Origin of the sequence: Pseudomonas sp. NFPP07 (assembly GCF_900115645.1) — a bacterium.
In the GTDB taxonomy this organism is placed as follows: Bacteria; Pseudomonadota; Gammaproteobacteria; order Pseudomonadales; family Pseudomonadaceae; genus Aquipseudomonas; species Aquipseudomonas chlororaphis.
Genome location: NZ_FOXG01000013.1, coordinates 49,232 through 74,158, shown reverse-complemented (window position 1 = coordinate 74,158; position 24,927 = coordinate 49,232). Strand labels below are relative to the sequence as shown.

General features: G+C 63.2%; 22 protein-coding genes and 2 pseudogenes. 8 read left to right on the top strand and 16 right to left on the bottom strand.

The window, feature by feature from the left end:
* Nucleotides 1-133 precede the first annotated feature (133 nt).
* From BM019_RS28485 to BM019_RS28475, 3 genes and pseudogenes are all read right to left on the bottom strand, one after another.
* A complete protein-coding gene (locus tag BM019_RS28485; RefSeq protein ID WP_092422146.1) occupies nucleotides 134-427 on the bottom strand; it encodes a hypothetical protein in 294 nt (97 codons plus the stop codon).
* Nucleotides 424-1,146, bottom strand: a complete 723-nt coding sequence (locus BM019_RS28480) for an N-acetylmuramoyl-L-alanine amidase (RefSeq protein ID WP_092422143.1) — start codon at nucleotides 1,144-1,146, stop codon at nucleotides 424-426. Before BM019_RS28480 ends, BM019_RS28485 begins: the two co-directional genes overlap by 4 nt.
* Nucleotides 1,146-1,690 (bottom strand): annotated as a pseudogene (locus BM019_RS28475) (PAAR domain-containing protein). Before BM019_RS28475 ends, BM019_RS28480 begins: the two are co-directional and overlap by 1 nt.
* 562 nt (nucleotides 1,691-2,252) lie before the next feature.
* Between BM019_RS28475 and BM019_RS28470 the strand changes: the two are divergent.
* Together BM019_RS28470 and BM019_RS28465 are read left to right on the top strand one after the other, a co-directional pair.
* Nucleotides 2,253-2,627, top strand: coding sequence for a DUF6124 family protein (locus tag BM019_RS28470; protein WP_092422140.1), 375 nt, complete (start codon nucleotides 2,253-2,255; stop codon nucleotides 2,625-2,627).
* A gap of 14 nt (nucleotides 2,628-2,641) precedes the next feature.
* On the top strand, nucleotides 2,642-2,917 hold the full coding sequence (locus BM019_RS28465; RefSeq protein ID WP_092422137.1) for a hypothetical protein: 276 nt from the start codon (nucleotides 2,642-2,644) through the stop codon (nucleotides 2,915-2,917).
* A gap of 76 nt (nucleotides 2,918-2,993) precedes the next feature.
* On the opposite strand, the gene BM019_RS28460 is transcribed toward BM019_RS28465, so the two are convergent.
* On the bottom strand, nucleotides 2,994-4,232 hold the full coding sequence (locus tag BM019_RS28460) for an SGNH/GDSL hydrolase family protein (RefSeq protein ID WP_092422134.1): 1,239 nt from the start codon (nucleotides 4,230-4,232) through the stop codon (nucleotides 2,994-2,996).
* A 109-nt stretch (nucleotides 4,233-4,341) separates the two neighbouring features.
* Between BM019_RS28460 and BM019_RS28455 the strand changes: the two genes are divergently transcribed.
* Nucleotides 4,342-5,247, top strand: coding sequence for a LysR family transcriptional regulator (locus tag BM019_RS28455; RefSeq protein ID WP_092422131.1), 906 nt, complete (start codon nucleotides 4,342-4,344; stop codon nucleotides 5,245-5,247).
* Between the two features lie 245 nt (nucleotides 5,248-5,492).
* Nucleotides 5,493-6,593 (top strand): polyamine ABC transporter substrate-binding protein, encoded by a 1,101-nt coding sequence (locus BM019_RS28450; protein ID WP_007920812.1) that lies wholly within the window; start codon nucleotides 5,493-5,495, stop codon nucleotides 6,591-6,593.
* A gap of 39 nt (nucleotides 6,594-6,632) precedes the next feature.
* On the opposite strand, the gene BM019_RS28445 is transcribed toward BM019_RS28450, so the two are convergent.
* Both BM019_RS28445 and BM019_RS28440 read right to left on the bottom strand, forming a co-directional pair.
* Nucleotides 6,633-8,273 (bottom strand): ArnT family glycosyltransferase, encoded by a 1,641-nt coding sequence (locus BM019_RS28445; RefSeq protein ID WP_092422129.1) that lies wholly within the window; start codon nucleotides 8,271-8,273, stop codon nucleotides 6,633-6,635.
* Nucleotides 8,274-8,444: 171 nt separating this feature from the next.
* On the bottom strand, nucleotides 8,445-8,762 hold the full coding sequence (locus BM019_RS28440; RefSeq protein WP_009046893.1) for a hypothetical protein: 318 nt from the start codon (nucleotides 8,760-8,762) through the stop codon (nucleotides 8,445-8,447).
* 339 nt (nucleotides 8,763-9,101) lie between these two features.
* Between BM019_RS28440 and BM019_RS28435 the strand changes: the two genes are divergently transcribed.
* A complete protein-coding gene (locus tag BM019_RS28435) occupies nucleotides 9,102-9,656 on the top strand; it encodes a GNAT family N-acetyltransferase (RefSeq protein WP_092422126.1) in 555 nt (184 codons plus the stop codon).
* Between the two features lie 6 nt (nucleotides 9,657-9,662).
* On the opposite strand, the gene BM019_RS28430 is transcribed toward BM019_RS28435, so the two are convergent.
* A complete protein-coding gene (locus tag BM019_RS28430; protein ID WP_007920795.1) occupies nucleotides 9,663-10,007 on the bottom strand; it encodes a hypothetical protein in 345 nt (114 codons plus the stop codon).
* Nucleotides 10,008-10,275: 268 nt separating this feature from the next.
* Here BM019_RS28430 and BM019_RS28425 point away from each other — a divergent pair, with 268 nt between their 5' ends.
* Nucleotides 10,276-11,730: an ArnT family glycosyltransferase gene (locus BM019_RS28425; protein WP_092422123.1), complete on the top strand. Its 1,455-nt coding sequence runs from the start codon at nucleotides 10,276-10,278 to the stop codon at nucleotides 11,728-11,730.
* A gap of 89 nt (nucleotides 11,731-11,819) precedes the next feature.
* Here BM019_RS28425 and BM019_RS28420 read toward each other — a convergent pair whose 3' ends face one another.
* The 3 genes from BM019_RS28420 to BM019_RS28410 form a co-directional block, all read right to left on the bottom strand.
* Nucleotides 11,820-12,155: a hypothetical protein gene (locus tag BM019_RS28420; protein WP_009042083.1), complete on the bottom strand. Its 336-nt coding sequence runs from the start codon at nucleotides 12,153-12,155 to the stop codon at nucleotides 11,820-11,822.
* A 163-nt stretch (nucleotides 12,156-12,318) separates the two neighbouring features.
* On the bottom strand, nucleotides 12,319-13,176 hold the full coding sequence (locus BM019_RS28415) for a phosphatase PAP2 family protein (protein WP_009042082.1): 858 nt from the start codon (nucleotides 13,174-13,176) through the stop codon (nucleotides 12,319-12,321).
* A 25-nt stretch (nucleotides 13,177-13,201) separates the two neighbouring features.
* Nucleotides 13,202-13,858 (bottom strand): lipopolysaccharide core heptose(II)-phosphate phosphatase PmrG, encoded by a 657-nt coding sequence (locus tag BM019_RS28410; protein ID WP_092422120.1) that lies wholly within the window; start codon nucleotides 13,856-13,858, stop codon nucleotides 13,202-13,204.
* Nucleotides 13,859-14,240: 382 nt separating this feature from the next.
* Between BM019_RS28410 and BM019_RS28405 the strand changes: the two genes are divergently transcribed.
* Entirely contained in the window at nucleotides 14,241-16,160 is a 1,920-nt protein-coding gene (locus BM019_RS28405; protein ID WP_092422116.1) for a methyl-accepting chemotaxis protein, read from the top strand.
* Between the two features lie 253 nt (nucleotides 16,161-16,413).
* Here BM019_RS28405 and BM019_RS28400 read toward each other — a convergent pair whose 3' ends face one another.
* From BM019_RS28400 to BM019_RS28375, 6 genes and pseudogenes are all read right to left on the bottom strand, one after another.
* Complete coding sequence (locus BM019_RS28400; protein WP_092422112.1) at nucleotides 16,414-16,797, bottom strand: hypothetical protein; 384 nt, start codon at nucleotides 16,795-16,797, stop codon at nucleotides 16,414-16,416.
* A gap of 1,183 nt (nucleotides 16,798-17,980) precedes the next feature.
* Entirely contained in the window at nucleotides 17,981-18,538 is a 558-nt protein-coding gene (locus BM019_RS28390) for a hypothetical protein (protein ID WP_092422106.1), read from the bottom strand.
* A gap of 181 nt (nucleotides 18,539-18,719) precedes the next feature.
* Nucleotides 18,720-18,788 (bottom strand): annotated as a pseudogene (locus tag BM019_RS31105) (DUF1329 domain-containing protein); the annotation flags it as partial.
* Nucleotides 18,789-18,828: 40 nt separating this feature from the next.
* On the bottom strand, nucleotides 18,829-20,391 hold the full coding sequence (locus BM019_RS28385; protein ID WP_092422103.1) for an FGGY-family carbohydrate kinase: 1,563 nt from the start codon (nucleotides 20,389-20,391) through the stop codon (nucleotides 18,829-18,831).
* Between the two features lie 20 nt (nucleotides 20,392-20,411).
* Nucleotides 20,412-22,001 (bottom strand): glycerol-3-phosphate dehydrogenase/oxidase, encoded by a 1,590-nt coding sequence (locus tag BM019_RS28380; protein ID WP_092422100.1) that lies wholly within the window; start codon nucleotides 21,999-22,001, stop codon nucleotides 20,412-20,414.
* Between the two features lie 5 nt (nucleotides 22,002-22,006).
* Nucleotides 22,007-23,602 carry an FAD-binding oxidoreductase gene (locus BM019_RS28375; protein WP_092422097.1) on the bottom strand — a complete coding sequence of 532 codons (1,596 nt, stop codon included), beginning with the start codon at nucleotides 23,600-23,602 and terminating at the stop codon, nucleotides 22,007-22,009.
* A gap of 251 nt (nucleotides 23,603-23,853) precedes the next feature.
* Here BM019_RS28375 and BM019_RS28370 point away from each other — a divergent pair, with 251 nt between their 5' ends.
* Nucleotides 23,854-24,882 carry an AraC family transcriptional regulator GliR gene (locus BM019_RS28370; protein WP_092422094.1) on the top strand — a complete coding sequence of 343 codons (1,029 nt, stop codon included), beginning with the start codon at nucleotides 23,854-23,856 and terminating at the stop codon, nucleotides 24,880-24,882.
* Nucleotides 24,883-24,927 lie beyond the last annotated feature (45 nt).

Sequence of the window (24,927 nt, the reverse complement as noted above, 5' to 3'; positions counted from 1 at the left end):
TATTTTATTGGTCGAATTCAAATCACCCTGCCCCACCAAACAAGCTAGAAAAAAGTAACTAATGGATTTTCGCAAGTTCTTTTTTGTCCCTGAATTGGTGGTTTTGGCTCGAATATTTAGCTATTGAGAGACGTTACTTCTTTCTACACATCTCAACATCGCCCTGGGTTTTCAGGTCAGTATCGATACCGAGCCGATATCTGCAGTAGTCGATGATCCACTTTCGCTCCTCCTCCGCGAGGCGTTCGACTTGCCTGATCTCTCCATCATTGGCGTGGATGTTGTAAAACTTCATCTGAAAGGTCGGATGCTTCTTGATGAATAGAATCGTCTCAATGTCACCATCCTCCAGTGCTTCGTAGTAGCCAATATAAAGCACGGCCCATAACGCCAATGCCGCTGCCGCTGCGATCAATAGTTTTTTCATTCTTTCGGCGCCGGTGGGGGCATCAGTTTTGTTTTGGTCCTGATGTTTCTGACCAATTCCATCCCGATATTCCCGGGGCAGATCTTTCCTTCCGAGGCTTGTCCAGGGTACTCCCTGTGACCGCCAAAGTTCTTGATGACGAAGACGCTTTTCAGAGCCTCGATCAAGTGCATCAACGTATCAATTTGGACGGCTGGTATCACGTTTGTTGTGCTGTAGCCGAGGTGGTCAAGGGCTACGCGGCCTTTAGCGACCCAGTCGCCGCCCTCTTCCGGCGTTGTCAGGTTTTCCAGCAGGACAATGCCGATCAGGCCAGTGTTGAATTTCAAAACGCTTGAGCCTTGCAGGCGGATGTCTCGCCCTTCGAATATCTGCCCAGTGCAGTCAATCCCGTAGTGGTAGCCAATATCATCGTATTTTTGGCTCAGATGGCCCTTCTGGATTTCCTGCATCTGTTCCGCGCCGGGAGTACAACTATGGCTGCGCCCGGCGTGGTGCAGGGCAATCATGCTGTAGTCCCAATCCATGATCATGTCCGGCTTGCCTTTCACTGCTCCCCAGGATGAGCGCTCGACAAAGGTTACACCCAACGATCGAACCTTTTTAATGATCGCCTCACGTGTAGCGGCCCGGTCATTCACGGTAATTGGGATAGGGCACATGAATTCGCCAGGCTTTATTTCTTGTGCAGTCGCTTGTGTCGCAAACTTGGCGGTCATCAGCGTTCCTCCGACAGTTCGTGAAGCGTTCGAGCGGGAGCGTTGAATTTGATGTGAAGTGAAGTGAAATATTGGCGTCAGGTGTCGTTGTCTTAACGTGCGCGATGCCGTTGGCATCGGTAGTGCCTGATGTCTCCACCCCATTGATGGTCGCGACATAGTCCCGAAAGGCCAGGGGATTACCTGTTTCACTGTTGGTGATACTGAACGACTGCCCGTAGGTTTTCTGAATGGAAAGGGGCACGGGAGGGATAAACGGCGCGGGGGAATGCGAGTCGCCGATGATCACCGTAGCCGATCCGGCAATCACAACGTCACCGTGGGTGCCGAGGGTGTCGACCAGTGCTGCGTTTTTGCCATTGATGAAGACCGTTGCCGATACAGCAGAGGCCAAGGCGCTGCCGCAGGTGCAGGTATCCCCTTTTCGGGCAGCTGAAAGTCCGTCGAAGAACACATCGTAGGAACCCGAGGCGATTGCCTTGGCGCCGTGCCCAGGTATTGGGCAGTTGGTCGGATCGGTGATGCGTGCGGCTGGCTTTGCCATGCATGACTCCCTGTCATCGAATTCGTCGGGCGGCGACTGTAGCAAATCTGCTTGGAAAGATGATGTGAGGAGTCTGCGTATGAACTTCAGATCGATTTGCAGCAACCCGAAAATGCAATTCCGAAAGTTAGCCAAATGACTCCTCTTAATCGAAGTAACCCGTTGGATTTATTCAAAAAACCAAGAGCAACTCATCTTTCATGGAGTTCTTTTAAGCCTTGAAAAGGCAACTCCCACCAGAACTTTCGCACAAACAAAGCAGACGCTTCTTACAGCCTTTAAGCCCTCGATGAACTGATGTAATTAAAAGCCTTGAGATAACCTTCAAGGGTCGCAAATATCAGCGATAGGCTTTGACAGGCCAAAAAAGTGTAACCTTCCGCACCGCCCCAAAAGACGGCATGCTTTCGCACGCGCAGTTCTCTATGGCGGCTGTGCGTGGGGCATTCTCGGATGCGCCGGGTTCCTACACTTCCGGTCTGTCAACCCGCGTACAGCTGCCACCCAATCCTGTTTGACAGCAGGGAGTGGCCGCTTCTTTCGACAGTGTAGGAGCTTGACCATGAAGAAAATCACGCCAAATCCGCCCTGCCCCAGCACCTCCGATTTTTTCGCGAGTCTTGTGTTTTCAGAACATTCAAAACTGGACGTCATCAGCAAGCCAACGTCCGAGTTTGAACCTGCAACGCCCAGCGAAATCTCGCATTCACTCTTTATCCTGGCGCCCAACATCGATACGGAAACGCTGTTGCTGCATACCCGCGAGAATCTTGCCTCGCTCAATGCAATGACCGACGACCTGATCGCCGAACTGGGAAACCAACAGCGCACCAGAGCACTGGCAATCCAACAGTTCGTCATGCTGAGCGAATTGCTGATAAACAGGGCTCTCGGACAGGTGGCCCCGTCTCATTCAACGCCTGCTCATGCAGCCTGAATGGAGAAGACACCATGGTCCGTTACATGCCCATCACCGGCCTGGACTGTACGATCCCGGCCTTGCTTATCGACACGGAAGCGCCTCTGGACGTGTTGCATGAAAACGCAGCCTATCGCATCCGTTGCGCCACCCAACTGCTAGAGCAATTGGCGACAGACCACCCTCTGCAAGGCAACGCCATCACCGTGAACGAATTGGCGCAGCTGTTGGTGATCCCCCTACGCGACGGTTGTGATTTGCTGGATATCATCGGGCGACGTTTACAAGCCGAGGCTCTCTCGACGTAAGTAAATAGGGCGGCTTCCAAGCCGCCCGCTTTCATCAAGACAGCACCCAGTTTCTCCCCACACACATCTATCGCCCTCAAATCAGCACCTCCAACTCCACCCCCTCCGCCATCGCCCTATTCCCCGCATCCCCCGGATGCAGGTGATCGCCCGAATCGATCTGCGGCAACAACCGGGTTGGCTGCCGCGGATCGCGGGTCATCTGATCAAAGTCGATCACCGCATCGAACGCCTGGCTGGTGCGTATCCACTGGTTGAGCGCCTGGCGCAGTTGTTCCTTTTGCGGGCTGTGGTAGTGCTCGATGATGCTGCCTTCCAGGGCGCCTTCGAAGGGCAGCAGTGTGGTGCCGATGATGCGCAGGTTGTGGCGGTGCGCCTGGTCGATCAGTTGTCGATAGCCGGCAATCAGCTCGTCCAGTGCAGGCAAGGGTGCGTTGGGCGCGAAGGCGGTGCCGGGCCAGCTGATGTCGTTGATTCCCAGCATCAGCACCACGCTTTTCACGCCGGGCTTGTTCAACACGTCGCGCTCGAAACGCGCCAGCGCGCTGGCGCCCATGCCGTGTTCGAGCAGGCGCGCGCCGGATATGCCGCCGTTGAGCACGGCGATGTTTTCGGCGGCCAGGCGCTGGGCGAGGAAGTCGGGCCAGCGGCGGTTGCTGTCCAGGGTCGAGCCGTTGCCGTCGGTAATGGAGTCGCCGAGCACCACCAGCGCCCGGCTGTCGGGCGCGGCGTCCACCAGGATGTCGCTGAGAAACAGCCTCGCTTCCACTTGCCGCTCACCCGCTAACTGCTGAGTGTCGACGTGGTTGCCCGCAGCGATAAACGCGGTTTGCTTGCCGTCCCAGTGGAAGGTGGTCAGCGGCGTGGGCTGCGGCAGGTACAGCGAGACAACCAGCTCACCAAGGGCCGGCACCGCCAACGCCACCGGGTCGCTGGTGCGGGTTTCGCCTGGTGCGATGCTGACCTGCTCCTCGCCGCCAAACTTCAGGATGTGCCCGGAACCTGCGCGAACGGACTCCCCCTTCTCCATGGCCGCGACCCGCGCCGCGCCAATCCGCAGCGGCTGCTGGCCGTATTCGTTGGAAACCACCACCCGCACCCGACTGCCACCGACGCTGACGCGCAGCTTCTGCTGGATGGTGCTGTCGGCCAGGGCCTCGGGAATCCGCGTGGGCAGCGGCAACTCGTTGCCCCAGGTCGGTTGCGGGCTGGCCATCCAGGTGGTGAGCCAGTTGTCCTGGGCCAGGGCAGGACCTGCGGCAAGCAGGGCCGTGACTATCAGCGGCAGGGAAAATCTTGAGTGCAGGGCTTTCATCCGGGTAGCTCCTTGAGGCCGTAAGGCTGAGGCGAGCCAGATTGCTCCATTCGAAATAACCGTGATAGAAGGCATAACTTCATATAGCCCATTCCGATATCGAATACCCATGGACAGTCTCAAAGCGATGCATTGCTTCGTCCGCGCCGTCGAGCTGGGCAGCCTGTCGTCGGCCGCCCGGGAGCTGGGCAGCACGCAGCCCACCGTCAGCAAACTGGTGGCGGCCCTGGAACAGCAGTTGGGCACCCGCCTGCTCATCCGCGGTACCAGCGGGCTGACGCCCACCGAACAGGGCAAGCGTTTCTACGAACGGGCGAAAGCCGTGCTGGAGGAATACAGCGAAGCGGTGGCCGAGGTGCGCGGCCTGACCGAACGCCCCGAGGGCGTGCTGCGGGTCAATGTGCCGGTGAGCCTGGGCGTGCTGCACCTCAATGCCTTGCTGCTGGCGTTCATGGCGCAATACCCGGACATCGAGGTGGAGCTGATCCTCAACGATCGCTTCGTCGACCTCACCGAGGAGAACGTCGACCTGGCCCTGCGCCTGGGCGGTGACCTGCCGCCCAACGCCATCGCCCGGCGCATCGCCACGTCGCCGCGCTACCTGGTGGCGGCCCCGGAGTACCTGCGCCAGCATCCGCCCTTGAACAGCCCGGCCGACCTGGGCGAGCACAACTTCCTGCGCTTCGCCTGGCTGGCGGCGGGCGACCGCCTGGAGCTGAGCGGCCCGCGCGGCGAGAAGGCCAGCGTCACCCCCCAAGGGCGCTACCGGAGCAACAGCTCGTTGGCCATCCGTGACGGCGTGTTGCAGGGCGCCGGGCTCTGTGTCACCCCGGCCTGGCTGGTCAGCGACCTGCTGGACAGCGGGCAACTGGTGCGGGTCCTGCCCGACTGGAGCGGGCCAGGCAACGAGGCGTTCCTGATCTACCCCGAGCGCCGCTACCGGCCCCTGCGCGTGCGTTTGCTCATGGAGTACCTGGCCGAGCGGGTGGCGCGGTTGCCGGGCTTCATTCCCTGAACCCAGGGCCAGCGCGTTGCCTGCCATGGCCACGATCAATGGCCATTACGATCCCCTTTTGGCCAACCCCGTGCTGTGAATCCCAGGGGCCGTCGGCAAGAATCGAACCCGGACCACTGACTCGATGGCCCAGGCTGTCACCAGAACCGCCCTTGTGAACCTTGACCCTCTTTGTCCTTTGCCTTTCAAGGACCGCCTGCCGCGTACAGAACATAAAAACCATCACCACGCTGGGGAAACCATTCATGGCCACTATGAAACGCATACTGAGTGCCACCGTTTGTGGGCTGTCGCTGCTGGCCGGCGCGGCACAGGCCGAGCAGCGCGAGCTGCGGGTGTACAACTGGGCCGACTACATCCTGCCGTCGGTGCCCAAGGACTTCGCCAAGAACAGCGGCATCAAGGTCACCTGGGACACCTTCGACACCAACGAATCCCTCGAAGCCAAGCTGCTGACCGGCAACTCGGGCTACGACCTGGTGGTGCCGTCGAACCAGTTCCTCGACACCCAGATCAAGGCCGGGGTGTTCCAGAAGCTCGACAAGTCCAAGCTGCCCAACTGGAAGCATCAGGACCCCGAGCTGCTCAAGCTGCTGGACCGCAACGACCCGGGCAACCAGTACGGCGTGCCCTACATGTACGGCACGGTGCTGATCGGCTTCAACCCGGCCAAGGTCAAGGCCGCGCTGGGCGACAACGCGCCGGTGGACAGCTGGGACCTGGTGTTCAAGCCGGAGAACATGGAGAAACTCAAATCCTGCGGCGTGGCCATGCTCGACTCGCCGTCGGAAATCCTGCCGCTGGCCCTGCATTACCTGGGCCTGGACCCCAACAGCCAGAACCCGCAGGACTATGAAAAAGCCAAGGAGCTGATGCTGAAGATCCGCCCCTACGTCACCTACTTCAACTCGGCCAAATACATGACCGATATCGCCAACGGCGACATCTGCGTGGCCATCGGTTACTCCGGCAGCTTCTACCAGTTCGGCAATCGCGCCAAAGAGGCCGGCAACGGCGTGGTGGTGGACTGGCGCCTGCCCAAGGAAGGCGCGCCGATCTGGTTCGACACCTTCGCCATTCCCAAGAGTGCGAAGAATGTCGCCGAGGCCCATGAGTTCCTCAACACCCTGCTGGACCCGAAAGTCATCGCGCCCATCAGTGATTTCCTCGGTTACCCCAACGCCAACAAGGATTCGATTGCGCTGATCAACAAGGAGATCACCGGCAATACCGACCTGACACCAACCCCCGAAGCCCTGAAAAAACTCTATGTGGTGCAGCCGCTGCCGCAAAAGCTGGAGCGCGTGCGGACCCGGGTCTGGACCAGCATCAAGTCGGATAAATAATCCGCCCTCAGGCAGCCCCGCCCTGGGGCTGCCTGGCCTTCACTTCAGCTCGAACACCAGGCAGGGATTGTCATTCAAGCGCCCCTCGAACACCGGGGTCGCCTGTTCCAGCGCAGTTCCCGTCAGCAATGCCCGATCCTTGCGCGCCAGGATCACCCAGGCCGGACGCGGCAGCGACGCCAGTGGCGACAGGTCGTCCTTGCCGATAAACCGCGGCTGCTCATCGTGGTCCAGGTTCATCATGTAGCGCACCGCCCAGGTGTCTTTGCCCAGGTTGAGAAACACCAGGGTGCCGCGGTCCTCCCCACGCAGTTGCTCGACCTGCCCGACAAAACCCCGGGTGGCGAATTGCAGGTCCTTGGCCGGCTCGATCACCTTCACCAGCAGCCACCACTGCGCCACCAGAGCCAACAGGCTGAGCAGCACCAGGCGCCGCCCCGGCGCATTGCGAGTGGTTTGCCAGACATGCAGCGCCAGCACCTGCAGGCCGAAAAACACCGCCATCATCAGCGGCAATGACAACGCCGGCCAATAACCGTGCTTCTGCCAGCTGTGCCGGCAGACCAGCAGCACCACGGCGCACAACCCCGGCAACAGCGCCACCAGGCCGAGATAAAACCAGCGCACCCTGAGCAGCCAGCGCCGCGGGTGGAGCAGGCCGTAAGCCGCGACCGCCGCGAACATCGGCACCATGGGCAGGATGTAATAGGCACGCTTGAAGTGCGGCACCGACAAGCCGAGCAGGATCATCAATCCACAGGCACCCAGGCGCGCCAGCAGTTGCAGCTTGTCGTCGGAGTGCCGCGTGGACCATTGCCGACGCAGGACGAACAGCGTCGCCAGCGCCAGCGGCACCACCGGGAAGTACCGGTAGAGGCTGAGCTGAAAGTAGAAATACAGCGGCTCGCCGCTTTCATCGAGGCGCCCGCCCACCTGCATCTGGTAGACCTTCCGGGCGAAGGCTTCGCCGCCACTGAACTGCGCCAGTTGCATCAACGCCCACCAGCAGGCGGCCAGCAGGATCAGGCCGATCAACCCATGGACGAGTACCCTGCTCAACAGTCGCCAGCCGTCACCCGGTGCCCGGCAAATACTCAATGCCCAGTAGGTACAGGCCACGCCGCAGACCTCGATCAGTCCCAGGGGGCCGCGGATGGCGAAGGCGATGACAAACAGCGGAAAAATTGCGTACTGGCGCCATTTAGAACCCAACTGCTCGCCGCTGTGCAGCAGGTAAAAACAGCCCAGGCACAGCAGCGAGACCATCTGGTCCAGGCATACCGAGCGCGACTTCTCCAGCCACTGGGTGGTCAGCGCCGTAAGCAGCACCGCCAGCAGCGCCCAGGTGCGGTCGAACGGCGCCAGCAGGCGGTACAGCAGCGCCAGCACCCCGGACGAGGCCAGCGCCGTGGGCAGGATATTGGCCAATTCGTTAGGCGCGCCGAACAGCTGGGCAAAGCCATAGCTGAACAAGGTGGCGGTGCCCGGATAGTCCGGATAAGGCTCGCCATAGGTGGTGGGAAACAGGCTCGCACCGTGGCGGAACATCTCCTGCAAGAACAACATCCAGCGCCCATCGAAGCCTTGCGCCGGCTGGTCCCAGATGCCGAACGTGAACAGCAGCAGGGCCAGCAGGAAAATTGCCGAAGACTCCACGCCAAAACGTTGCCGCTGACTCATCATCTACCCGCCAGGTTGATCGCCACTCAGTGGGCGTGACGGCAAGCATGTTGCGGGAACAAGTGCTGAACGATCGCTGAACGTTTATCAGGATTCATCGAACCCTCGACAGCGGACAAAAAAACGGCCTGGTGGGATCGCCGCCAGGCCGTATTCGAGTCATTGCACGATTTACAGAAAGACCGCCGAGAGCATGCCCAGCGCGCCCAGGCAACAACCGATCAGAGTGCCGCGCCCCGGCAACTCACGGAACACCGACCAGATCACCAGCGGTTCGAGCAGCAACAGCGAGGTCACCGACACCACCGTGATCATCCAGATATCGCCGACCGCCAAATAGCCCAGCCAATAGGCGCCAATCAGGCAGATACCGGCGAAACACATGATCAGTACAGGCAACGCCAGGTCCGGCCATGACGTGTTGCCCGTATGCGCCAGGCGGGCGGCGACCACTTCGCTGTAGATCGCGCAAAACTCGCCCAGCACCATCAGCCCTACAGCAGAAACTCCGAGTAATTCTTTGGACATATGACAAACCCCTTGGTATTGAGAGCCAGATTTTTCAGCTCCCAGGCAGCAATGGCTCCGCTGACGGAGCCGCCATGACGATGCCGAGGGGTTTGCTCTAATTCAGTGACCGTAAGGAACCTGAACATGTCCATCTCCTGCGTGGTGGGTGGTACGGGCGCCCGCGAACGCCATGGACGATTGCGGGGTGCTAGCTGTATAGGGTATTTCCGAGGCGGTCGACACGCGTTTTTTTGTAGAGTTTTTGTGTGTTGTCGCGATGACAGCAAGCCTTTGTCCTCCTTATGTCGAGATACTTTCATGGCCCTCCTTGAACTCCACAGCGCCCGCCTCGACCTGGTGGTGCTGAGCCCGGCTCAGGCCGAACTGGAAAGCGCCTATCACCTGGACAACCAGCAACACCTGGCGCCCTGGTCGCCGTTGCGTCCCGCCGACTACTACAGCACCGAACAGGTACGCCTGCGCCTGGAACAGCAGGCGGTCGCCTATGGTTTTGGCAATGCCGTGCATTTCGCCCTGCTGGAAAAGGCCAGCGGCCAGATGATCGGCACGTGCAATTTCACCGGGATCATGCGCGGGGCGTTCCAAGCCTGTTACCTGGGTTATTCCCTTGCCGCGGCCCATCAGGGCCGGGGGTTGATGCACGAGGCGCTGCAGACCGCCATCGGCCATATGTTCGAGGAGCTGAAGCTGCACCGGATCATGGCCAACTACATCCCCGACAACCAGCGCAGTGCCGCATTGCTGGAACGCCTGGGGTTCGAGCGCGAAGGTTATGCCAGGGCCTACCTGCAGATCGCCGGGCGCTGGCAGGATCATGTGCTCACCGCGCGGGTCAACGACGCCCTGATGTGACTGGCGCTACTCGGCCCGGAAGTTCCAAACGATCTCCACCACCCGCACGGCCAGGACCAGGTACACCAGGAACAACGCGACCTGCAGCAGCCGGTGATAAGGCAGCCTGGCCAGCCGGCGCAGGCCGTCGCTGACATTGAGCAGCATCAGCAGCGCCGACACCCCGATCAGCCCCCAGCCGGTCAGGCCGGAGCCGAACAGGCCCAGAAACAGGTGGTGGTCGCTGTGCAGCGCATTGGTCCCGGCGGCGAACAGCAAGGCGCAGACCAGCAGGTTCTTGACGTTGTCGAAGACCCGCGTGTTCAGGTCGCCATCCAGCAGGTCCAGATACTTTCGCCACAGTTTGCGCATGTTCAAGGCACCTGTTCAGCCGTAGGAAAGAAAGACGCCCAGGGCGTTTTCAAAGATCAATCACCCGCCAGGCGCACCTCCCAGCGTAGTGACGATTGCCGCAACCTGCTTGCGGTCGTTCCCCCCATGCGGGCACCCCGTTCAGCAGGGAAAACAGGCAGGAGCCTGCTGCTCCCCAATCCTCCCTCGTTCACGATTTGTTAAGAATCGCCTCCGTATACTCGGACCGCCTGATCCTCCCCGGCGCAATCTCTTCGGCAGTCCCCTCATGTCGCGACCCGCACCGCTGTTGTTTCTGCTTGCCGCCCTGCTGTTCTTCTTCGCCCTGGGCAACCACCAGTTGCAAGGCTCCACCGAAGCCCGGGTCGCCGGGATCGCCATGCAGATGCACCTGGACGATGACTGGGTGACGCCGCGCCTGTTCGGCCAGCCCTTCCTGGAAAAACCGCCGCTGAGCCTGTGGCTCGACGCCAGCGCCATCCGCGTATTCGGTGGCACGCCGTGGGCGGTGCGCCTGGCCTCGGCCTTCGCCGGGCTGTTCAGCGTGATGCTGCTGTACGCCATGCTGCGCCGCTTCGGCCGGCCGCCAGCGGTGGCCTGGGTCGCCGGCGCCATGCTGGCGACCATGGCCAGTTACTGGGGCAATGTGCGCGGGGTCGGTGAAGACGCCCTGCTCAGCCTCGGCGTAACCCTGGCGCTGCTGGCGTTTTTCCACACCCAACGGCGCCAGGCCGAAGGCCAGCCGGCCACCCTGGGCTGGCTGCTGTTCGCCCTCGGCATCGCCATCGCCACCCTGAGCAAGGGCGTGCTGGGCTTGGCGATGCCGGGGGTGGTGATCTTCGCCTGGCTGCTGGCCGACAGCCTGATCGAAAAGCGCTTCGCCCTCGGCCACTGGCTCAAGCCCGCCCTGCTGACCCTGCTCGGCCTGGTGCCGCTGCTGATCTGGCTGTGCTTCCTGTACCAGCGCGGGGGCCTGCAAGCCCTGGGCGAAGTGCTGTGGACCAACAGCGTCGGGCGCTTCGATGGCTCCTTTGTCGAGGCCGGGCACTACGAGCCCTTCTATTACTACCTGGCCAAGCTGCCGCAAGCCTTCCTGCCGTGGAACATCCTGGTCTACCTGGGCCTGTGGCACTTTCGCAAAAGCCTGGTGAAAAACCGCTACCTGCTGTTTTTCAGCCTGTGGCTCGTAGCCCAGTTCACCCTGCTGTGCCTGGCTTCGAGCAAGCGCACCGTGTACCTGATGTCGCTGACCCCGGCCGCGGCGGTGCTGGCGGCCGAATACGCGGCAGTGCTGTACGAACGCCTGCGCCAACGCGCCGCGGGCGATGGGTTCTGGAGCGTCGTGGGGCGTCGGCGCTGCGGCCTGGCCATAGGCGTGCTGACGCTGGTGGTGTGCAGTTACCTGGTGGCCGCGCAGTGGGCCGCGCCACGCGCCGATCGCAAGCTGTCCTTTGTGCCGCTGATCAGCGAGATCCAGACGCTACAGGCCGCCGGGCAGCAGGTGGCGCTGTATCAGGCCAACGAACGCGCGGCCGGCGCCAGCGTGTTCTACACCCAGAGCCTGCTCAAGGACGTGCAGACCGAGGCCCAGCTGAATGAGTTTCTCGGCACCTCGCCGAACAACGTGGCGGTCATGGCCCTGGAGGAAGACCCCAAGCCACCGCTCAAGGTACTGAAGAAGGTCACGGTCAGTCGCCAGGCCTACTACTTTGTCGGCCACTGACCGGCACAGTGAGCGCATATAAAAAAGGCACCCTCATGGGTGCCTTTTTTTATCTCGTTGCCAGGCTTTCGCGCTGGCGCCGGCATGGCTCACTGAACGGTTTTCAGCTTGACCACATCGCCGGAGACCTTGGTGGTGTAACCGCTCAGGACCCAGGCCCAGAACCAGTTTTCCTGGATCTGGGTGTTGATCATCGCGTCACCGCCCTTGGCCTGGATGGCGGCGGTCTGGGCGCGGACGAAGCGGTTGTTCTGCCGGATTGGAATGACCCCGAACAGCATGATGCCGGTAGCCGTTGCTTCGCTGTGACCGACCACGGTGTACTGGCTACTATCCAGTTGCTGAGTTTTCATCGCAGTGCCGGTGCAGCCAGCCAGGGCCAGGACAACCAGCGCCGAGGCGGCAACTTTGCTCAAGTGTTTCATGCATGACTCCATAAACCAGGAACCCGGGAACTCTTTTCTCCGGGGGCGCGCACCCTAACAGTTCTGGTCAGCAAAAAAACATCGGCAAGCGCCAAAAACTGCGCCGGGGCCCTCTCCCGCCAGGCGCCTGGCAACGACGATTTGGTCAGCTACTGAAGCAGCGTTATCGGTCCGCCGCCGCGATCGGCACCGCGGACTGCTCGGCCCCCGGTTCGCTGTGCGCCAGCACCGGTTGTTCCAGACGGGCGCGGCCATAAAACAGCAGCGCCGTCAGCAAGCAGGTGAGCCACACCACGATTCCCGCCCAGAAGGTATGGGACATGTAGTGCCAACCCTGCAGCACCCGGGTGGTGCCATAGACGAAGCCCAGCAGCAGCGAGCCGTACAGCAGCGCCTTGGCGTGGCGCCAGCGATAACGCCGGGCCACGAAGTACAGCGCCAGCAGGGTGAAACCGCCCGAGGCATGGCCGCCCGGCCAGCAGCGGCCGTCACCGGCGGTCTTCAACAGCTCGAAGTTCTCATACCACTCCTTGTGCTCGATCTTGCCGGCGTACTGGGTGGTTTCCACCGGGCAGTACACACTGGTGTGGCCCTTGAGGTAGTGAATCGCCCCGGTGCACAGGGCGAAGGCCACCACCACAAACAGAAAGTCCCGGCGATGGCGCGCGGTAAAACGCAATACCGGCGCCACGCGGAGCCTCTCCAGCAAGGCCTTGCCGCGGCCGAACCTTGCGCCCTTGAACAACGGCCAGACAAACGACAGCAGCAGCCCGATCAGCGCCAGCTCGCCGGTCCAGTTGGGGATGATCCGCGCCCATTTGTGGGTGATCTTCTCGAACAGATGGGAGTGATCCAGCGGGAAGGTCTGGCTCAGCGGATCGAAGAACAGGTCGCTGAAGGCGATGTCGATCCGGGTCATGTCGAACATCAGGAACACCAGCGCCGCGCACAGCAGCGGCAGGCCGAGGTTCCATTTATAAAAGCTCCAGGCCGTAAAGCGGGAACGGGAAAGCGCCGGCATATGCAGAGTCTCGGACAAGGGACGGTCAGGGGCGATTGAAGGCGACGGAACGCCAGTCGCTGGCTTCGATGAAGCCAAGCATGTGTGGACGCCCGTCGAGGGGATCGGTGGAGACGAACAACGAGGCGCCGTAGCCCAGGGTCGAAGACGGCAGCTTCAGCGCCTTCTCCAGCGCGGCCATGCATTCGCTGTGGGTCACCAGCACCAGGTTGCGCCCGGCCACCTTGTGCGCCAGGGCATCGCGCAACAGGCTGCGTTTGCAGTCGAACAGCCAGTCTTCGCCACTGCCGGCCTTGCTGAACATATAACCCGAGGTCTGTACCGCGCGGGTCAGCGGGCTGTGGTAGATGTCGGCCTGGTCCAGCCCCAGGTGCTCGAACTGCGCGCCGACACCCACCGCCACGTCACGGGCACGGTCGGTGATGCCGTCGGGCACGTTCAGGCAGGCGGCCCTGGAATGGTCGCAACGCTCGACGTGACGAATCAGCACAATCATCTGGCCCTTGGCCCAGCCGGCGCTCAAGGCCCTGGCGCCGGCCAGGTTGCCGTGGGCCAGGTCCGGCACCGCCGCGGGCTTGAGCACAAAGAACACCAGCGGCAGCACCAGCAAGGCCACCAGGGCGATCACCAGGGTATTGCGATAACGGGCAAAACGGCTCGCGACGAGCGCGGGTTTTGCCACCGGAAGACTGAGTCCTGACGCCACGTGCGAGCCGCCCCTATATGACCACCAGACATTGAGTTGAGCAGCGCAGCAGACGCTAACCGCCGCTCATGACAAATCGGGTGCGTGGCACCCGATCGAGGGTCGGACTTTAGGCAGCGAGGCGTGGCCGCCCAGTGAAACGGATGTGAAAAAAAGCTCAATCGGCCAGGCGGTTTCTGGAGCGAAATCCGGCCCTTGAAAAGCCCCAAAATGGTGCAAGAAACTAATGCGACGAAATCGTTTCAGCTATTGCCCTTGCCGCCGATACACACCTGCGAACAAATCCTTGCTGGCCACCAATAACAACAATCTTCCAGCGATACACGATCAAGCAGCACAACGTTCCTGGAGGAATTGCATGAATAGCTGGTTCGGCAACATCAGCGTCAATCTCAAGTTAGGCCTGGGCTTCGGCCTGGTCCTGGCCCTGACTACCATCCTCGCCATCACGGGCTGGACCAGCCTGGGCGGTCTGATCGACCGCAGCAACTGGATGAGCGACATCACCCAACTGAACGCCGGGCTGACCAAGCTGCGCGTGACCCGCCTGCAATACATGCTGACCAACGGCGACGAAACCGCCGCGCAGAATGTGCAGGCCTCCCTGGACGACTTCTCGGCCCAGCAACAGAAGCTGCAGAACAGCTTCAAGAACCCGGCCAACATCAAGCTGCTCAAGGAACAGGGCGCCACCATCAGCGCCTACCAGGCGTCCCTGAACAAGATGCGCAATGCCTACCGCAACGCCAACGCCGCCCGCGCGGTGATGAACGGCAACTCGGAAACGGCGCGCAACCTGATCAACAGCATCACCACGCGCGTTCAGCAAATGCCCCTGAGCGACCAGCGCTTCGAACAGTTCCAGGCCATCACCAAGGCCCGTGAGGAGTTCCTGCTGGCGCGTTTCGAAGTCCGTGAATACATCTACAACAGCACCGCGGAAGCCGAGCGCAATGCCGCCGCCCAGATCAACGCGGCGATTGCCGCGCTGGGTGGCCTGGACAGCCATTTCAGCAGCACCCAGGGCGATGCCCTGCGCCAGTTGAAAACAGCGCTGGATGACTACCGCACCTCCCTGCTGACCTTCAAGGCCGCGGTCAGCGAAGCCGGCCAGGCGCGCAAGGAAATGACCGAACAGGGTGCCCTGATCGTCAGCCAGAGCGAAGAGCTGTACCAGTTCCAGCTCGACCGCCGCGACGAAGAAAGCGTCCAGGCCCGCAGCCTGCAACTGATCAGCACCCTGCTGGCGCTGCTGGTGGGCATCCTGGCCGCGGTGATCATCACCCGCCAGATCACCCGTCCACTGCGTGAAACCATGACCGTGGTCGAGCGCATCGCGTCCGGCGACCTGACCCAAGACGTGCGCGTCACCCGCCGCGACGAACTCGGCGTGCTGCAACAAGGCATCGGCCGCATGGGCGTGACCCTGCGCGAACTGATCACGGGCATCCGCGACGGCGTGACCCAGATCGCCAGCGCCGCCGAAGAGCTGTCGGCGGTGACCGAGGAAACCAGCGCCGGGGTCAACAGCCAGAAGGTCGAGACCGACCAGGTGGCCACCGCCATGCACGAGATGACCGCCACCGTGCAGGAAGTCGCGCGCAACGCCGAAGAAGCCTCGCAAGCCGCGGCCGCCGCCGACGGCGAAGCCCGCGAAGGCGACAAGGTGGTGGCCGAAGCCATCGCCCAGATCGAACGCCTGGCCAGCGAAGTGGTGCGTTCCACCGACGCCATGAGCGTGCTGCAACAGGAAAGCCAGAAGATCGGCAGCGTCATGGACGTGATCAAGGCCGTGGCCGAACAGACCAACCTGCTGGCGCTGAATGCCGCCATCGAAGCCGCCCGCGCCGGTGAAGCCGGTCGCGGTTTCGCCGTGGTCGCCGACGAAGTCCGCGCCCTGGCGCAACGCACGCAGAAATCCACCGAGGAAATCGAAGGCCTGGTGGCCGGCCTGCAGAACGGCACCCAGCAAGTGGCCAACGTGATGAACAACAGCCGCAGCCTGACCGACAGCAGCGTCGACCTGACCCGCAAGGCCGGTGTCTCCCTGGAGAACATCACCCGCACGGTGTCGAACATCCAGTCGATGAACCAGCAGATCGCCGCCGCTGCCGAACAGCAGAGCGCCGTGGCCGAGGAAATCAGCCGCAGCATCATCAACGTGCGCGACGTGTCGGAACAGACCGCCGCCGCCAGCGATGAAACCGCCGCCTCCAGCGTCGAACTGGCGCGCCTGGGCAACCAGCTGCAAATGATGGTCAGCCACTTCCGCGTCTGACCCTCAAGGCCCTGTCGCGAGCAACCTCGCTCGCGACAGGCCGCCCACCCTCCCAAATCCCTGTAGCCGCTGCCGCAGGCTGCGATAGGACCGAAGGTCCTCCAGCGGTATCAAGACCTTGCGTCCGCTTCGTCGGAATGCCGCCCAGGCCGATCGCAGCCTCGCGGGCTCGGCAGCGGCTACAGGGTTCGGGTTCCGGATTCCAAGGTTCCAAGGTTCCAAGGTTCCAGGTTCCAAGGTTCGGGGTCCGGATTCAGGCCTGCGTTGGCGGACGGCTGCCGTCGAGCAGCGCATCCACCACACCCCGCGCCATCTCCACGTTGTGAATCATCGACCAGATCAGGCCACGCTCCACACCGCTGGCCCGCTCGGTGATCTCATCGGACACCTCCTCGGCGGCCTTGAGCAGGATCGAAACGTGAAGCAACGCCTCCTCGGCGCTGATGCCCTCGCGAACACAAAACAACGAGTCACGGCCAACGACAGTGCCCACGGTTGGCTTGAGCGCATCCATCGGCGAACCATCACCACGAGGCCGGCACAGCGCCTGAAGAATGCTTTCATTGGCACGATCATGCTCAGGATTTCTACGCGAGCACGGAAGGGAAACGGGTGGATCGGGGACGAGCTTTTTCATGGCGGATCCTCTTGGAATGGAGCCACCACCTACCGCTGCTAAACGAATGAGGGTGGCAGCTGTACGCGGGTTAGCAGACCGGTCCAAGATTCCGGCGCACCCGAAGGTGCCCCACGCACAGCCGCCATGACAGCAAACAGCAACCGAATACCGTTGGTTGAGCTGACAGCGATACCTGCGTGACTTGGAAGCGAGCTGCTAAACCCGATCACCGAAAAACCGGTGACGAACCCGAGGCTAGACAGCGCCCTTCCCAGACGCAAGCGGCCCGGAGTTTCTCGGAAAAGCCTTACAAAAGAAAGCGAAGAGCCTCACTTTCAGACAGCGTCTTACACGACAAACCTGTCAGCTGCGGGACCTGATCGCGAGCAAGCTCGCTCCTACAAAAAGCGCCGATATAACCGGTCTGTAGCCGCTGCCGAGCCTGCGAGGCTGCGATAGGACCGAAGGTCCTCCAGCGGTCTCAAGACCCTGCGTCCGCTGCGCGGCCGATCGCAGCCTCGCGGGCTCGGCAGCGGCTACAGGGTTTAGCGCCGACCGGCAGGTCGCGCATGGCGCAGCTTTTGATCTTGATCCAGCCGCCCTATCGGGAAGAACCTCACTCTCAGACAGCTCCATACACGAACTAACGCTCACAACCCCTGTAGCCGCTGCCGCAGGCTGCGATAGGACCGAAGGTCCTCCAGCGGTCTCAAGACCCTGCGTCCGCTGCGCGGCCGATCGCAGCCTCGCAGGCTCGGCAGCGGCTACAAAATTTAGCGCCGACCGGTAGGTCGCGCATGGCGCAGCTTTGGCTTTGGCTTTTGATCTTGATCTACCCGCCCCATCGGGAGGCCGAGTGGAGGTGTTCATCAGGGGACAGGCGCGCAGCGCCCCTCGACGCAGTCGAGGACATCGTATGGAGGTCGAAGCGAAGCCGACCGGAGTCGATGCCCCCTGATGGACGCCGGAGCGAGGGAACCTGAGCGAAGCGAAGGCCGTACGCCAGGGGCGAGACCTTTTGGTTACTTTTGGCTGGGCCGGCATTCCGGGCGTTTGCCAAAAGTGACCCGCCGTAAGGGCGGAACCCTAAGCCGCCGTTACCGCAGGAATGGATATGTACCCCGTCCAACATCAGCAGCGAGGCCACCACCGCCATCGCAGGCAATCGAGCATCGGCCAGTCGCTCCTACAGGAGCCCGAACTACTCGATCCGCCAAATCCGCACCGTGGCATTCTTCAACTCCAACGACCACTCCTCTTGCGACAAACGAAGCCGCCGCAGCGTCTCCCCCATCTGCGTCTCAGCCACATAATCCTTGGCAATCACCAGAACCAGAAACTTATTCCGAACCCCCACCATCCGTTGCAAACGGCGCAGATCCGCAAACACCGACCAGACCAGAGACTCACCCGGATCGACTTGAGGAAACCAGAGCCGGCCATCGCCATCCTCTCGCAACACGGATCGGGTCTCGGCCATCCCCTTGCCCATCAGGCACCTGGCAAAAGACACATCCCCCAGGCATTTCACCTCGGCCGCCATGTCGAGATCTTCCGTGTACAGGTCGACTTTCGTACGTCCTCCGGCCTTACCGCTGGTCCAGATATCCGGATAATCGTGCTGCCAGGCATACAGGCTGAGCTCGGCCTGAATCCAGTGCTCCCGGCAATCGCTCAGCTCCAGCACCTGCGCCATGCGCTCGCTGATCGCATCAAACGCCCCGAGAAAAACCTCCGGCCATGCAATGGCTGTGTTCATTTTTTTGGACTCCGTTCCTGAAAGGGTCAGGGGGAGCTTTCGCGCTCCCCCAAGCGTGCCTGCCTCTTGAGTATCGGCACCCGGTGCAGCGTCTTGAACCCTGCACCGCCGCGCCAGCCAGCCCGAGGCAAGACGAAGCCGCCCCTTACCGGGTCCCGCGCAAGCGCAACGCCGACGGCATGTCGTCGGCCGTGCGCAAACCGTCGGACGCCGCAATCGGTGTGTCGTACGCCAGGTTCGGCGCGCGCCGGCAAAACCCGGGCGCGACAACCGCTGGCGTGCGACCGGGTTCAGGCCGGGTAACCGGTGATCTCGCGGATGCTGCGGTACAGCGGGCTGAGCTGGCGGTACATGCGCACATACACCTCGCGGTACAGCCGTTGATAGAGCTGCTGCGCCTGGGGTTGCGGCTGGAAGACCTCGGCGACGCGGGTCATGCCGACGATGGCCGTGGGGAAATCCGGGTACAGGCCCAGCCCGACCGCACAGGCAATCGCCGCGCCGAGCCCGGAGGCTTCGTACACATGCGGACGCTCGGCGGGCAGGCCGAAAATGTCCGCCGTCAGTTGCATCGCCGCATCGCTCTGGGAACCGCCGCCGGCCACCCGCAAGCAGGTAATCGGGGTGCGGGTGCGCTGCTCGATGCGCTCCTTGCCCTGGCGCAGGGCGTAGGCCAGGCCCTCGAGAATCGCCCGGTAGATATGCGCCCGGGTGTGCACGTCGCCAAAGCCGATCATCGCGCCCTTGGCCTCGACGCCCGGCTCGCGGATTCCGGGCGACCAGTAAGGTTGCAGCATCAGCCCCATGGAGCCGGGCGGCACCGCGTTGACCAACGCATCGAACAGCACCTCCGGCTCCAGCCCCTGCTCGCGGGCCTGCTGCATTTCCCGCAGGCCGAACTCCTGCTTGAACCAGCTGACCATCCAGTAGCCGCGATAGATCATCACTTCGCAGTTGTAATGGTCGGGCATCGCCGAGGGGTAAGGCGGGATCAGCGGGATGATTTCCCGGTAGCGGGACCGGGTGGTGGTGATGGTCGCCGTGGTGCCGTAGGACAGGCAGGCAGTGCTGCTGTCCTGCACCCCGGAACCCAGCACTTCACAGGCCTTGTCGGCCCCCGCGGCAATCAGCGGCAAGCCTTCGGGAATCCCGGTCAGCTGGCTGGCCGCGGCGCTGATATGCCCCAAGACCTCGCCCGGCTTGCGCAGGCTCGGCAGCTGCTCGGGGCGCACCGCCAGGGCCTGCCATTTCCAGTCACGGGGCGCGGCCCAGCGCAGGCGCTTGTAGTCGAAGGGCAAAAAGGCCACGCAACAGCCGACCGAGTCGACAAAACGCCCGGTCAGCCGATGGGTGAGAAAGCCCGACAGCAGCAACAGCTTGTCGGTGGCCGCCCAGACCTCGGGCTGGTGCCGGGCGATCCAGTTGACCTCGGCCTGGGCGCGAAAGTAATCCACCGTGGCCTGGGCCCCGATCAGCTTGAACAGCCAGCTCCAGAGCCCCTTGATATCGCCCTCGACTTCGCTCTGGCGCTGGTCGAGCCAGAGGATCGCCGGACGCAAGGGTTTGCCGTCGGCATCGACGTTGATCAGGGTGCCGCGCTGGGTCGTCAGCGACACACCGCGGATCTGCCGGCGATCGATGCCGGTCTGCTGCCACAACTGCTGGCAGGCCTCGCCGAGTTTGCGCCAGTAGTAATCGGGGTCCTGTTCGGCCCAGCCGGGCTGGCTGGAATAGTAGGCCTGCAACTCGACCTTGCCCTTGCCCAGCAGGTTGCCTTGCAGGTCGAACAACAGGGCCCGCACGCTCTGGGTGCCATTGTCGATCGCCAGCAGATAGGGCTTGTCGTTGTTCATGGGTGGCTCTTGGCTAGGCTTCAATAGGCGACCTCGGGCAGGCTGTGATAACGCAGCCACAGGTCGTGATAACGCTGTTGTTCCTGTTCCCAGCGCGCGTCGTCCCAACCGAGCAGGGGCTGGCACAAGGCGCGGATCGCCGGCAGTTCGGCCGCCGCGCCGTTGGCCAGCAACAGGCCCAGGCGGGTGCGGCGCAGCAGCAGGTCGTCCAGGTGCAGGACCATCTCGCTTTGGGCGGCAAACGCCAGCTCGGCCCACAAGGTGTCGCTGCTGCCGACGCAAGCGCATCCCAGCTGCGCCAGCCATTGCGCCAGTCGCGGCAGGTCGCGCCCATGGCGCCCGGCCAGGCGGCGCAGCTGGCCACTGCTCAGGCCCGCGACCTCCACCGCCGGCACGGCCGCGAACACCGCCGCGTCGGCAGCGTCCAGGGTCCACCCGAGCATCGCCGCACAGGCCTGCAACACCTCGAGGGCCTGGGTACGAAAGGTGGTCAGCTTGCCGCCGGCCAGGGTCACGCAGCCCGGCTCGCACCACAGCGCATGCTCGCGGGTTTCACTGGAAGGCTTGCCCGCCGCGGCGGCGCTGCCCACCACCGGGCGCACCCCGGACCAGGTCGACAGCACATCGGCGGCGCCGATGCGCGCCTCGGGAAACTGCTGCTCGCAGGCCGCCAGCAGATAGGCCAGCTCCTCGGCACTGATGCGCGCGCTCTGGTCGAGGTCTTCGCGGTGATCGAGGTCGGTGGTGCCGACCACGGTGGCGCCTTCCCAGGGAAACACGAACACCGGGCGCCGGTCGCTGTCATGCAGGAAGCTGAATGCCTGGGCCACCGGCAAGCGCCAGCCGGGCAGCAACAGATGGCTGCCGCGCAGGGGCCGCAAGTGGCGGTTCTCGCCAGGCGGCGCAAAACGCCCGGCCCAGGCCCCGCTCGCCACCGCCAGCACCGCACAACGCAGGGTCAGCGACTGGCCGCTTTCCACGTCCTCGACCGACACCCCGCACACTCGCCCGTGCTCGCGCAGCACCTGCTGCACGCGCAGGCCATTGAACGCCTGGGCGCCATCGGCCCGCGCCTCGGCCAGCACCCGCATCACCAGCCGGGCATCGTCGGTCAGGGCATCGAGAAAACACGAGCCGCCCAGCAAGCCTTCGGCCTTGATGCCGGGCGCCAGGTAACGCATCTGCTCGACATCATGGAAACGATGGTTGCGCCGCCCGGCCAGGGCGTCGTACACCGCCAGCAGGCCGCCGAACACCCGCGGCCCGGGAAACACGCCGCGATAGTGCGGCATCAGAAAGCTCATGGGCTCCACCAGCCCGGGCGCTTCGTCGAGCAGGCGCTGGCGTTCGCGCACCGAATCGCGGGTCAGGCGCCATTGGCCCTTGGCGATGTAGCGCAGGCCGCCATGGACCATTTTCGAGGAGCGGCTGGAAGTGCCCCAGGCAAAGTCGCGCTGTTCCAGCAGCAGGCAGCGCCAGCCGCGCCGCGCCGCCTCACGCAGGATCCCGGCCCCGCTGATGCCGCCGCCGATCACGATCAGGTCCCAGCTCTGGCCCGCCAGGGTCGGCAGCTGTGCCTGGCGCCATTGCGCATTCCAATCCGTGCTCATGGGCCTTACTCCTCCAGCAGGGTGCCGGGGTTGAGACGCCCGGCAGGGTCGAAGTGCCGGCTGAGGCTGCGCAGGGCGGCGATCGCCAGTTCGCCTTTTTCGTGCACCAGATAGGGCGCGTGGTCCTTGCCCACGCCGTGCTGGTGGCTGATGGTGCCGCCGTGCTCGACGATGGTCTGGCTGGCTGCATGCTTGAGCGCCTTCCAGCGGGCCAGGGTGGCCGGGTAATCCACGGCCGGGCGGAACACGTAGCTGGTATAGATGCTCGAGCCTTCGCCGTAGACATGCGACAGGTGGGTGAAGACATGGACCTGTTCGCCTTCGGCCGCCAGGCAATCGCGCAGGCTGGCCTCGATGCGCTGCAACAGGTTGTCGACATTGCTCCAGTCGGTGGCGGTCTCCAGGGTGTCGACCACATAGCCGGCATGCCAGAGGCTCTCGCGCAGGTAGGGAAAACGAAAGCGGTTATGCGCCCACTTGTTGCCCAGCAAGGTGCCGGTGAACACCCCGCCGAAGGCCTTCAGGTGCTGCCTGGCCTGGCGCAGGGACAGGGCGTTCTGCTGGCGGTTGCCGGTCACGCCGAAGGTCAGCAGGCACTTGCCCTGCCCCGCTCCGCGCAGCTTCAGGTATTTTTCCAGCCAGGCGATCTGCCGCGGATGGCCGGCCAGGGCCAGCTGGGTCTCGGTTTCCACCGCGTTCGACAGCCGCAGCATGGACAGCGGCACCCGGGCCTGGGCCAGTTGGCGGATGGCCTGCAGCGCCTTGGGCCAGTCCGGCAGGAACACGCCATAGAAGCGCTCGTCGTCGACCAGCGCGCTGACCCGCACCTTGACCGTGGAAATGATCCCGAAGCGGCCCTCGCAGCCCAGCACCACCTCGCGCAGATCCGGCCCCGCGGCCGACGCCGGGAAGGCGGGAATCTGCAAGGGGCCGGCGAAGGTTTCCAGGGTGCCGCCGGCGAACAACTGCTCGATGCGCCCGTAGCGCAGGGACTGCTGGCCGCTGGAGCGGCTGGCGACCCAGCCGCCCAGGGTCGACAGCTCCCAGGACTGCGGGAAGTGCCCCAGGGTATAGCCGCGGGCGCGCAGCTGGCTTTCCACCTGCGGGCCGCTGGCGCCGGGGCCGAAGGTGGCGATCAGGCTGCTTTCGTCCAGCTCCAGCAGGCGATTCATCCGCGCCATGGACACGGTCAGTACCGGCCGCGTCGAAACGGGCGGGTTGATGTGGCCGGCCACTGAAGTGCCGCCGCCGTAGGGGATCAGGCACAGGTCCTGCTGTTCGGCCAGGGCCAGCAGCTGGCGAACCTGCTCGGCGCTGTCGGGAAAGGCCACGCCGTCCGGGTAGCGCTCCAGCGTGCCTTCGCGCAGGGCCAGCCAGTCCGGCAGGCTCTGGCCGCGGGCATGCAGCAGCCGGTCAGGGGCCTCGATGCTGTACAGCGCATGGGGCCTGAGCCGCGACGGCGGCACCCGGGCCAACGCGGCTTCCAGCGAAGCATCCGCCAGCCGGCGCCCGGTGCCGATACGCTGCGCAAGAAACCCTGCGCCCTGGGCGGGCAATTCGACCACCGTGCTTTGTTCGCCCCAGCCGTTCCAGCGTCGCATGCCTGTGCCCCTTGTGTCGTGCTTGTAAGTGTTGGTTTGCAAGGCCTCCATACTAGTTCGCGGCGCATGGGTGTCACGGTCGTATCAGGCCAGTTCGAGTAGCCAATTGGGTCAGCCGGGGACAAGGGGCCCGAAGCATTTACTTTAGTCCCGCTTTCAAATTACCTTTCAGGGCGCCGACGCCTGCTGGAACAGCCTCCCACTCGGTTCCCGCGCGCGTCCATCCACGTTCCGGCGCCAGGAAACCCACCATGCACAGCCTCGGCTACACCTCGGTCCCACCGCTGCTCAAGTACCTGCGCTATGCCGAGCAGCTGGGTATCGCCATCGAACCTGCGCTGGCGGCCGCGGGCTTGCAGGCCGGGCAATTGAGCGACAACAGCCTGCGCCTGCCCGGCGAGGCCCATGAGCGTTTGCTGGACTATTTCTGCGAGCATTCGGCAGACCCGTTGTTCGGGCTCAACTCGGCGCGGTTCGTACTGCCCAACTCGTGGAACGTGCTGGGCTACATCACCATGAACTGCGCGACCCTGGGCGACGCGATGAACCGGATCATGCCGTTCGAGAAGCTGGTGGGCGACATGGGCATCAGCCGCGCCGAGCAGGTCGACGGGCAAATACACTTGACCTGGAGCTGCCGCCACCAGCGCCCCACCTCGCGCCGGCACATGGTGGAGAACGTGCTGGCGTCGTGGCTGCTGTACGCACAGTGGATCGCCGATACCCGGTTGAGCCCCATCGCCGTGTGGTTCGAGCATTCGCTGCCGGCGGGGGCCGAGCTGGCCCAGTACGAGGCATTTTTCGGCAGCCCGGTGCTGTTCGACCAAGCCTATTCGGCGCTGATCGCGCCTGCGCAATACATGCAGTTGCCCCTGCGCCAGGCCGACGCCCAGTTGCTGCGTACCCTGGAGGAACATGCCCTGGGCCTGATGGCCTCGCTAAGCGATGCGCCGCTGCCGCAGCAGGTGAAAAACGTCCTGCGCCAGCTGCTCAAGGAAGGCCTGCCGCGCAAGGAGCAGGTGGCGAAACAACTGGCCACCTCCGTGCGCACCCTGCAGCGCCAGCTGCAACAGGCCGGCACCGGCTACCAGCAGATTCTCGATGACCTGCGCCAGGAGCTCGCCGAGCATTACTTGCTGCACAGCGATCTGGCGATTCACGATATTTCCCAGTACCTGGGCTTTACCGAACAGCGCTCCTTTCACCGGACCTTCAAAAGCCGCACCGGCATGACCCCGGGAGAGTTTCGCCACAGCCAGCGAACACCCACCTCCCTGTAGCCGCTGCCGAGCCCGCGAGGCTGCGATCGACCCCGCAGGGGGCGC